This is a genomic window from Xanthomonas sp. CPBF 426, from assembly GCF_903989465.1.
In the GTDB taxonomy this organism is placed as follows: Bacteria; Pseudomonadota; Gammaproteobacteria; order Xanthomonadales; family Xanthomonadaceae; genus Xanthomonas; species Xanthomonas euroxanthea.
In genome coordinates this window covers 2,246,654-2,257,668 of the sequence record NZ_LR861805.1, presented here as the reverse complement: position 1 = coordinate 2,257,668, position 11,015 = coordinate 2,246,654, and the positions used below count along the sequence as shown (strand labels likewise).

Here is an 11,015-nt window from a genome sequence, read left to right as displayed (position 1 = left end):
TACCGACCGGTCCAGCCTGCCTCAATACAGCAGCGCTAACGCCGTTATCTGACCGACGCATCACACAAGGGATGACGTGCAACGCACTGCTCCAGCACTGCGCTGCATGCCACTCCATCCAACGGCACATTCGCTCAGGTCACTCCATGAACTCCTTCCTGCACCGCTTCAACGTCGGCAAGCGCCTTTCCCTGGCCTTCGGCGTCTTGATCCTTCTCTCCTGCGCGCTGGTGGCCGCCGGTCTGTACACGCTCAGCCAGGCGCGCGAACGCCTGGACACCATCGTCAACCGCAACATGGCGATGATCCAGTACGCCACCGACATGCTGGACGCCAATGCCACCATCTCGTTGAATCTGCGCAACATCGTGCTGCCGACCACTGCCGAGCAGAATCGCCAGTTCGGCGAAGTGATCGACGCCCAGCGCATCCGCTACAAGGAGCTGCGCGACAAGCTCTACGCATTTCCCGCCGACGCGCACGACCAGGAACTGCGCAACGCGCTGGATTCGACCCGCGAGCAGGCACTGGCGCATAACCAGCAGGTGCGCGAACTGGGCACCGCCGGCAAGGTCGACCAGGCCATGCCGATCCTGCTCGAACGCGCCGCGCCGGCCACCCAGCGCTGGCAGGATGCGATCCGCACCTACTCGGACGCGCAGCGCAAGAGCAGCCAGCTGGCCTACGACCAGGCCAACGCCTCGATGGCGCGTGGCCGCAGCATGCTGATCGGCGGCGGCCTTGCGGTGGTGCTGCTGAGCGCCCTGCTGGCCTGGACGATCACCCGCAGCCTCACCGGCCCGTTGAACCGCGCCACCCGTGCTGCCGAGGCGATCGCCGACGGCAAGCTCGATAACGCCGTGCACAGCGAGGCCAGCGACGAGACCGGCCGCCTGCTGCAGGCGATGGACAAGATGCAGTCGCAGGTGCGCAACCTGATCACCGCGCAGCTGGACATGGCCAAGCGCCACGACAGCGGCCAGATCAGCTTCCGCATGGATGCCGACGCGTTCCCGGGCGACTACGGCCGCATGGCCGGTGACACCAACGCGCTGGTCGACAGCCACGTCCAGGTCACGCTGCGCCTGGCACAGATCATGGGCCGCTATGCGATCGGCGACCTCAGCGAAGACATGGACGCGCTGCCGGGCGAAAAGGCCAGGCTGACCGACACCATGGCGCAGGTGAAGACCAACCTGTCCTCGATGAATCAGCAGATCAAGCAGCTGGCCCAGTCCGCCGCCGACGGCGACTTCGGCGCACGCGGCGATGCGGCGCAGTTCCAGTTCGATTTCCGCGTCATGGTCGAGAGCCTCAACCAGTTGATGGCCACCGCCGATGGCAGCCTGCAGTCGCTGTCGGGCATCCTGCGGGCGATTGCGGCGGGTGACCTGACCGCGCGCATGGACGGCGAGTTCAAGGGCGTGTTCGCACAGATGCGTGACGACGCCAACGCCACCGCGACCCAGTTGTCCGGCATCGTCGGGCACATCCAGCACTCGGCCACCTCGATCAACGCCGCCGCCAGCGAGATCGCCGCCGGCAACCAGGACCTGTCCCAGCGCACCGAGCAGCAGGCCGCCAACCTGGAGGAAACCGCTGCCTCGATGGAAGAGCTCACCTCCACCGTGCGCCAGAACGCCGAAAGCGCACGCCAGGCCAATCAACTCGCCATCGGCGCTGCCAGCGTGGCCTCGCAGGGCGGCGAGGTGGTCAGCAAGGTGGTCGACACCATGAGCGGCATCGAGGCCTCGTCCAAGCGCATTGCCGACATCATCAGCGTCATCGACGGCATCTCGTTCCAGACCAACATCCTGGCCTTGAACGCGGCGGTGGAAGCGGCGCGTGCCGGCGACCAGGGCCGTGGTTTTGCCGTGGTCGCCTCCGAAGTGCGCACCCTGGCACAGCGCTCGTCCGCAGCAGCCAAGGAGATCAAGAGCCTGATCGACGACTCGGTGCAGCGTGTGGCCGACGGCTCGCAGCTGGTGGACCAGGCCGGCAAGACCATGGCCGAGATCGTGGCCAGCGTACAGCGCGTCACCAACATCATGGGCGAGATCTCCGCCGCCTCGCAGGAACAGTCGGCCGGCATCGAGCAGGTCAACCAGACCGTCACCCACATGGACGAAGCCACCCAGCAGAACGCCGCGCTGGTGGAAGAAGCCACCGCCGCCGCCCGCGCCATGGAAGAGCAGGCCCAGCAGCTCACCGAGGCGGTTGCCGTGTTCAAGATCGTCGAGCAGGGCCCGGCAGCCCCCCGGCCCTCGTCGATGGTCGCCGCGCCGGTCAACGCACGCTTTGACACACGCCCGGCCGCACGTGCGGTCGGTAACGCAGCCCCGCGCCGCAGCACCACCGGCACGGCGACGGCGGCAGCCACCGCCGGTTCCAGCGACTGGCAGGAGTTCTAAGCCCCACCGCAACGCGTCACACCCGCAGTCTCCAGAAACAGCATTCGAGCGCAGTTTGATTCGTGATCCACGAATCTTGAGGGCCGCTTCCTAGCGAGGGAAGCGGCCCTTTTTTTGTCCCTGGGGACCCGTCGGACGGCAGCGGGCGGGCACTGCGCGGAACGCTATTCTTCACCCAAAAATAACAAATGCCACTCCGCCACGTTCGCTCCAGAGGGCAAGCGAACTGGAAAATTGTGCTGTTTTAGACGCCAATCATCAATTAATTGCATAAACGGCCGCTATCGATTTCACGCATCCGTAACGCCCTCCCCCGGGCAAGGTCGATTCCTCATGCACTCCTTCCACCGGCTGTCTGTCGGCACCCGGCTGTCCGCGCTGCTGACATTGGTGATCGCGCTTTCCCTCGGCCTGCTGGCCCTGACCATCTACCGCCAGTCCGCCGCGGACATCGCATCCCAGGTCAAGGCCGAGCTGCACTCCAGTACCCGGCTGATGCAGCAGTCGGTCGCGATGTACGACGTCACCCTGACCGAGGGCACCCAGCGCCTGGGCAGCGTGTTCGACGACATGCTGCCGCGCGGCGCACGCGTGCTGGATACCGCCAGCACCGTGACCATCGGCGAGCAGAACACGCCTACGCTGCGCTCCGGCACACAGGTACAGAATCTCAATTTCGATGCGGTGGATCGCTTTGCGCAGACCACCGGCGGCGTTGCGACCATCTTCGCGCGCACCGGCGAGGACTTCGTGCGCATCACCACCTCGCTACGCAACAAGCAGAACGAACGCGTGATCGGCACCCTGCTCGACCGCAAGGGCAAGGCCTACGCCGCATTATCCGAAGGCAAGCCCTTCACCGGCCAGGCGCAGCTGTTCGGCGAGCAATACATGACCCACTACCAGCCGCTGCGCAATGCCGCCGGCGACGTGATCGGCGCGCTGTTCGTCGGTCGCAACTACACCCAGGGCCTGGCCGCGCTCAAGGCGCAGGTCGGTACCACCCGGCTGGGCCAGGACGGCTATTTCGTCATCGTCGACATGGCGGCGGGCGAGCATCAGGGCCAGGTCATCGCCGCCCCGCCGGGCACGCCGGCCACCCTGGCGGCCCTGGTGCCGGCCGGGCAGCAGGCACTGTTGCAGTCGGTACTGGACGGCAGGCAGCCCAGCGCCAACCTGCAGTTGCGCGATGCCAGGGGCAACAGCCAGGCCTTCGAAGTCACCGCCCAGCGCTATGCGCCGTGGCAGTGGGCGGTGATCGGCACCCAGCCGCGCAGCGCCATCGACGGCCCGCTGGACGAGCTGATGGGCAGCATGCTGCTGCTCTCGCTGGTGGTGCTGGGCCTGTGCATCGCAGTGGTGTTCATCGCCGCGCGCAAGATGGTCACCCGCCCGCTGCTGGCGGTGGAACGCGTGCTCGGCGATGTCGCTGCCGGCCGCCTGGACAACCCGATCGAGATCGACCGCCACGACGAACTCGGCCGCCTGCTGCGCAACGCGCGCACCATGCGCGACGACCTGCGCGCGCGCCTGCAACGCGACCACCTGATCGCCAGCGAAGCGTTGCGCGTGCGCACCGCGCTGGACGATGTCAGCACCAACGTGATGATCGCCGATGCGGATCGCCGCATCATCTATGTCAACCGCCCGCTGCAGCGCATGCTCAAGAGCGTGCAGGACGAGCTGCGCCGCGACCTGCCCAACTTCGATGCCGATGCGCTGATCGACGCCAGCATCGACCAGTTCCATCGCAGGCCCGAGCATCAGGCACGCATGCTCGATCAGCTCACCGGCACCCACACCGCGCAGATCCACGTCGGTGGCCGCACCATGCGACTGGTGGTCAACCCGGTGCTGGGCGCGGCCGGCGAGCGCATGGGCTTTGTGGTCGAGTGGGCCGACCGCACCCAGGAAGTCCAGGTGGAACAGGAGGTCGCACGCATCGTGCAGGCCGCCGCTGCCGGCGACCTGAGCGGGCGTGTCGGCCTGGAAGGCAAGCAGGGCTTCCTGCTGCTGCTCGCCCAGCAACTCAACGTGCTGCTGGACAACAATGCAGACGGATTGTCGCGGGTGTCCGCGCTGCTCTCTGCGCTGTCGCAGGGCGATCTGACCGCGCGCATGGATGGCGACCTGCAAGGCGTGTTCGCCACCATCCGCGACGACGCCAATGCCACTGCCGACCAGCTGGCCGGCATCGTGCGTCGGATCAAGGACTCGTCGCTGGCGATCAACGCGGCCGCCACCGAGATCGCCACCGGCAATGGCGACCTGTCGCGTCGCACCGAACAGCAGGCCGCGGCACTGGAAGAAACCGCCGCCTCGATGGAAGAGCTCACCGCCACCGTCAGGCAGAACGCCGACAACGCCGACCAGGCCAATCGGCTGGTGCTGGATGCCGCCGGCGTGGCGGCCAAGGGCGGCGATGTGGTGGGCCGCGTGGTCACCACCATGGCCGACATCGACACCTCGTCCAAGAAGATCGCCGAGATCATCTCCGTCATCGACGGCATCGCCTTCCAGACCAATATCCTGGCCTTGAACGCGGCGGTGGAAGCGGCGCGCGCCGGCGAACAGGGGCGCGGCTTCGCCGTGGTCGCCTCGGAAGTGCGGATGCTGGCGCAGCGTTCGGCCGGTGCAGCCAAGCAGATCAAACACCTGATCGACGACTCGGTGACCCGCATCGGCAACGGCGCCGCGCTGGCCTCCGAGGCCGGCAGCACCATGCAGCAGGTGGTCAGCTCGGTGCAGCGCGTCACCGACATCATGGGCGAGATCACCAGCGCCTCGCGCGAGCAGGCCGCCGGCATCACCCAGGTCAACCAGACCATCACCCAGATGGACGAAACCACCCAGCAGAACGCCGCGCTGGTGGAAGAAGCCACTGCAGCTGCACGCGCGATGGAAGACCAGGCCGCGCAGCTGGTGGATGCAGTGGCGGTGTTCCGCCTGGAACAGCAGGACCAACTGAACACCTTGCTGGCCAACGCACGGCACGCCTATACCTGATGCCACACGGTCCCGCAACCGGCAAGGACACTGCACCAGACAGTTGGTCGGCGCTCATCTAAAAGCTGTCTGTCATGCGGTGTGCATCAGACCTGGAGCCGATGCTTCAATGATCAAAAAAAGCACGTCCAGCACTGCTCTTCCCATGCACACCGACCGTCTCAACTGGTCCTTGCCCGCTCACCGTCGCGGGACCCTGAGCGGCATGGATGCCGCGCCGGAGCCTACATGGACGTACTTGCGGCGTGTCCTGCGATGGTGAGTGGGCAAGGACCCTGCAGCAAACCCGCAGCGTCGAGCGCGCGGTGCCCATCAAACATGGAGCCGATACGTCATGAGCGGACGACGCATCCAGCACCGCTCTTACCGTGCACACCGACCATCTCGATAGGTCCTTGTCCGCTCACCGTCGCGGGACCTTGAGCGGCATGGATGCCGCCCCGGAGCCTACATGGACGTACTTGCGGCGTGTCCTGCGATGGTGGGCGGGCAAGGGCCCTGCAGCAAACCCGCAGCGTCGAGCGCGCGGTGCCCATCAGACATGGAGCCGATACGTTATGAGCGAACGACGCATCCAGCACCGCTCTTACCGTGCACACCGACCATCTCGATAGGTCCTTGTCCGCCCACCGTCGCGGGACCCTGAGCGGCATGGATGCCGCGCCGGAGCCTACATGGACGTACTTGCGGCGTGTCCCGCGATGGTGGGCGGGCAAGGACCCTGCAGCAAACCCGCAGCGTCGAGCGCGCGGTGCCCATCAAACATGGAGCCGATAGGTTATGAGCGAACGACGCATCCAGCACCGCTCTTACCGTGCACACCGACCATCTCGATAGGTCCTTGCCCGCTCACCGTCGAGGGACCCTGAGCGGCATGGATGCCGCGCCGGAGCCTACATGGACGTACTTGCGGCGTGTCATGCGATGGTGGGCGGGCAAGAACCCTTCCGCAAACCCGCAAACCCCGCCCGCTCCGCAACTGGATCCATCCGCACCATCCAGCGCCAGGAACACAGCGCCGAAGCAACCAAGACGTCACGCAGTGGTTTTTTGTCAGCCGCTCTTAAAGATTTCGCTTTTCCGCCGATATCAAGGCGACGCCAGGACAACCGTTCCGGCGTCTTCCCGCATCTACTGTGCTTGTGCCCATGTCCCAAGGCGATACCTCAGAGCTGGACCACGACGATCACCTTGCCGAAGGTGACGAGCGCTATCTGCTGCGCAACAAACGGCAGATCCGTGGCCTGCTGCGCCAGTTGCTCGACCAGCGTGCCATCGTGACCATGCATGTGGCCGGGCGCGACATGGCCGTGCCCACCGCCGTGCTCGAAGTGGACGAAGACGAGGACTGCGTGATTCTGGACGGCAGCCACAACGAGGCCTCCAACCGCGCCATCCAGGAGGCCAAGTACCTGCTGTGCTACGCACAACTGGAACGGGTCAACATCCGCTTCCGGCTGGAAACGCCCGACCGGCTGGAACGCGACATCCATGTCGCCTTCCGCGCCGACCTGCCCGAGGCGATGTACCACATGCAGCGCCGCGAGTCGTACCGGCTGGAAACGCCGATCACCGACTCGCCCATCTGCATCATTCGCCAAGACGAGGCACAGGGCGGCAATCTCAACCTGCAGTTGCGCGTGATCGACATCAGCAGTGGCGGCCTGGCGGTCTCGCTCACCGACGGCATGCCCCTGCTCGAACCGCAGCGCACCTACCGCAACTGCACGCTGCAACTGCCCGACACCGCGCCGATCACCCTGCCGCTGACGGTGTGCAGCCAGTACAAGCAGACCCTGCCCAACGGCAGCGAAGGCTTCCGGGTCGGCATGCAGTTCAGCGACCTGCCACGCGGTGCCGACGAGACCATCCAGCGCTACATCTTCCGGGTCGACCGCCAGCGCAATGCGCGCAAGAGCGGCGTGTTCTGAACCCACCCGCACCAGCCTCGGCGCACGGCTAAAGTTGCCCTGCACTGCGCCGATGTTGCTAGGGCAATCCTCATCCGCATGCTTTTTTATAGCTGCAATCCGACACTCAGCCGCAACGCCCGGAGTTTCCATGAACGACAAAAGCACGACCACCGGCACCGGTGGTGAATTCCTCAGCTTCGCCCTTGGCGAAGAACACTACGGCGTGGACATCCTGAAAGTGCAGGAAATCCGCGGCTACGACTCGGTCACCCGTCTGCCCGACGCACCGGACTACATCAAGGGTGTGATCAACCTGCGCGGCACCATCGTGCCGGTGATTGACCTGCGCCTGAAGCTGCGCCTGAAAGAAGCGCGCTACGACGCCTTCACCGTAATGATCGTGCTCAATGTCGAAGACCGCGTCGTCGGCATCGTGGTGGACAGCGTCTCGGACGTGATCCCGCTCAACGACGATCAGATCCGCCCCACCCCCGAATTCGGCGCCTCGGTCGATACCCGCTTCATCTCGGGCATCGGCACCCAGGACGATCGCATGCTGATCCTGCTGGATATCGAGACCCTGCTGGACAGCACCGAGCTCGGTCAGCAGCAGCTGGCCGAAGAAGCGGCCTGATTCAGACCATCTGGTGTCGGGAGCTTCCCGACACGAGACGCACAACGAAGTTGAAGTGAGATAGAAATCACGTTTTTCGGATTCAAGTTGAACGGCGGCTAGCCGATAGCTGAATAGAAGCCCGCGCACATAAACGGGTCACCGTTCGACTTTTGATTCTGGAGAATCCCAATGAAGTTCCTGCTCTCGCTCCTCCCCGTCGCTGCTCTCGTGATCGTTGCTCCCACGCTGTCGGCTCAGTCGCAGGAAATGATTCCGCCGGAAATGGCGACCCGTTTCGTCGGCAAGGACGGCATGGTGTGCGGCAAGGTCGAAAAGGCCAAGTACGCCCAGAGCTCGGAAGGTGAACCCACCTTCCTGTACATGGGCGGCATGTTCCCGCGTCACACCTTCTCGGCCCGCATCGACGGCGCCAACCGCGGCAAGTTCAGTTTTGCCCCGGAATCCCTGGAAGGCAAGGACGTCTGTGTGCTCGGCAAGATCCAGCGCGACAGCTCGCGTGCCGAAATCGAAGTCAGCTCGCCGGCCAGCCTGAAGTTGGCCACCATCAAGTAATCGCCTAGCAGATCGCCACGCCCTCGCGCGTGGCGATCTGCTGTTTGCGGTTATGCGCACTGACTTCTACCGGGGAATCGTGTCAATGCAATGGATCAACAATCTCAAATTGATGCCCAAGCTGATGCTGGCGTTCGGCATCGTGCTGCTGATCATGCTGGTGCAGGGAATCATCGCCTACGCGGGCCTGGCCTCGCTCAATAATGTCACCCGCGACCTGGCCGGCAATACCATGTCCAGCGTGCGCGAAGCAGGCGATCTGCGCGGCATGCTCGGCGAATATCGAAATGCGTCCTATCAAAATCTGGTGCGCGCCAGCGACTCGGTCAAGCAGGAAGCCAAGGTCCGCGCCAAGCGGCTCAATGGCGAAATCGAGGCCACGATCAAGGGCTATCCCCGCCTGATCGAGAGCCCGCAGCAAAAGCAGCTGTTTGCTACCTTCGTTGCGGATTGGAAGAAGGCCTCGGCCTCTTACGAAAGCGTCGACGAAATGCTGGAACTGAACCTGCCTGACGACGCCGTCGATACCTTCGTTGGCGAAACCAGCGCACTGCATGCCAAGGCACAGGCATCGTTGGCCGCATTGATCGCCGAAGACAACAAGTTGGCGCAGGCTGCCAAGAGCAAGGCCGAAAAGGTCCATGCCACCTCGGTCTCGCTGACCGTGCTGGTGCTGCTGATCGGCATCGCCGGTGGCCTGGGCCTGGCATTCCTGTTCGCACGGTCCATCGTCAAGAGCATGCGCGGCGCGGTGTCCACTGCCACCGAAATCGCCAGCGGCAAGCTCGACGGCCAGATCAATGTGCAGGGCCAGGACGAAGTGGGCGAACTGATGCGCTCCATGCACAGGATGCAGCGCGACCTGAAGGAACGCATCGAACGCGACAAGAAGATCGCCGACGAAAACCTGCGTATCCGTACCGCACTGGACAAATCCTCCACCAGCACCTTCATCACCGACACCGATCGGATCATGATCTACGCCAACGAGGCGTTCCAGAAGCTGGTCACCCATTACGAAGGCAGCATCCGTCTGTCCTCGCCCGAGTTTGAGGCCAGCAAGATCATCGGTCAGCACATCAGCTATCTCGGCCTGCCCGAAGCGACCGTGCACAAGGCCATCGCAGCGCTGGAACGCGACGGCATCACCAGCTTCGAGGAGCGTTACGGCGAGTTTGTGATGATGCAGACCGTCACCGTCATCAAGAACGAGCAGGGCGAGAGCACCGGCGATGTCTGTGAATGGCGCGATCGCACCATCGAGGTCCAGGTCGAAGAAGAAGTCGCCCGCATCGTGCGTGCCGCCGCCAGCGGCGACATGAGCGGCCGGGTGGAAACCGATGGCAAGCAGGGCTTTTTCCTGCAGCTGGCCCAGCAGCTCAACGGCCTGCTGGATGCCAACGCTGCCAGCCTGGAGCAGATCTCCGCATTGCTGTCGGCGCTGTCGCGCGGCGACCTGACCGTGCGCATGCGCGGCGAATTCAGCGGCGTGTTCGCGCAGATGCGTGACGATGCCAATGCCACCGCCGAGCAGCTTTCCGACATCGTCGGGCGCATCAAGGTCTCGTCCACCGCGATCAACTCGGCTGCCGGCGAGATTGCCTCCGGCAACAGCGACCTGTCGCATCGTACCGAGCAGCAGGCGGCCAACCTGGAAGAAACCGCCGCATCGATGGAGGAGCTCACCTCCACGGTCAGGCAGAACGCCGAAAGCGCCCGCCAGGCCAACCAGCTCGCCATCGGCGCCACCGGCGTGGCCTCGCAGGGCGGCGACGTGGTCTCGCAAGTGGTCACCACCATGTCCGGCATCGAGGCCTCGTCCAAGAAGATCGCCGACATCATCTCGGTCATCGACGGCATCGCCTTCCAGACCAACATCCTGGCCTTGAACGCGGCAGTGGAAGCCGCCCGTGCCGGCGAACAGGGCCGCGGCTTTGCCGTGGTCGCCTCGGAAGTGCGTACGCTGGCACAGCGTTCGGCCGGCGCGGCCAAGGAGATCAAGGGCCTGATCGACGACTCCGTGCACAAGGTGGCCGAGGGCTCGGCACTGGTGCGCAAGGCCGGTGCGACCATGGCCGAGATCGTGGCCAGCGTGCAGCGTGTCACCGACATCATGGGCGAGATCTCCGCCGCCTCGCAGGAACAGTCGGCCGGCATCGAGCAGGTCAACCAGACCATCACCCAGATGGACGAGACCACCCAGCAGAACGCTGCCCTGGTGGAAGAAGCCACTGCGGCCGCACGCTCGATGGAAGAGCAGGCCGGCCACCTGGCCGAAGCAGTGTCGGTGTTCAAGCTGGACGAGCCGGCTGCGCCGGCCGCGCCGGCTGCACGCGCCCGCCCGGTCGCCTCGCGCCCGGTTGCGGTGACGCCCGCAACCAAGCCGGCCGCGCGTGCGGCGGCCACGCCGTCGCGGACGGCCAAGCCGCAGGCTGCCCTGGCCGACGGCAACTGGCAAGAGTTCTGATCCAAGGCTGTCCCGCAAAGCCCCGGCAC

The 11,015-nt window shown here is 64.9% G+C and carries 6 protein-coding genes; all 6 read left to right on the top strand.

Features of this window, described 5'->3' with window-relative positions; genetic code table 11:
• The first annotated feature begins 146 nt into the window (after window positions 1-146).
• The 6 genes from H7A87_RS09695 (at window position 147) to H7A87_RS09670 (ending at window position 10,986) form a co-directional block, all read left to right on the top strand.
• Window positions 147-2,411 (top strand): methyl-accepting chemotaxis protein, encoded by a 2,265-nt coding sequence (locus tag H7A87_RS09695; protein WP_115677189.1) that lies wholly within the window; start codon window positions 147-149, stop codon window positions 2,409-2,411.
• Between the two features lie 333 nt (window positions 2,412-2,744).
• Window positions 2,745-5,417: a Cache 3/Cache 2 fusion domain-containing protein gene (locus H7A87_RS09690; RefSeq protein ID WP_119128810.1), complete on the top strand. Its 2,673-nt coding sequence runs from the start codon at window positions 2,745-2,747 to the stop codon at window positions 5,415-5,417.
• A 1,148-nt stretch (window positions 5,418-6,565) separates the two neighbouring features.
• Entirely contained in the window at window positions 6,566-7,348 is a 783-nt protein-coding gene (locus H7A87_RS09685) for a flagellar brake protein (RefSeq protein ID WP_164739190.1), read from the top strand.
• A 130-nt stretch (window positions 7,349-7,478) separates the two neighbouring features.
• Window positions 7,479-7,964, top strand: a complete 486-nt coding sequence (locus H7A87_RS09680; RefSeq protein ID WP_016904902.1) for a chemotaxis protein CheW — start codon at window positions 7,479-7,481, stop codon at window positions 7,962-7,964.
• Window positions 7,965-8,135: 171 nt separating this feature from the next.
• Window positions 8,136-8,519, top strand: a complete 384-nt coding sequence (locus H7A87_RS09675) for a hypothetical protein (protein WP_005993867.1) — start codon at window positions 8,136-8,138, stop codon at window positions 8,517-8,519.
• Between the two features lie 85 nt (window positions 8,520-8,604).
• Window positions 8,605-10,986, top strand: coding sequence for a methyl-accepting chemotaxis protein (locus H7A87_RS09670; protein ID WP_180496963.1), 2,382 nt, complete (start codon window positions 8,605-8,607; stop codon window positions 10,984-10,986).
• Window positions 10,987-11,015 lie beyond the last annotated feature (29 nt).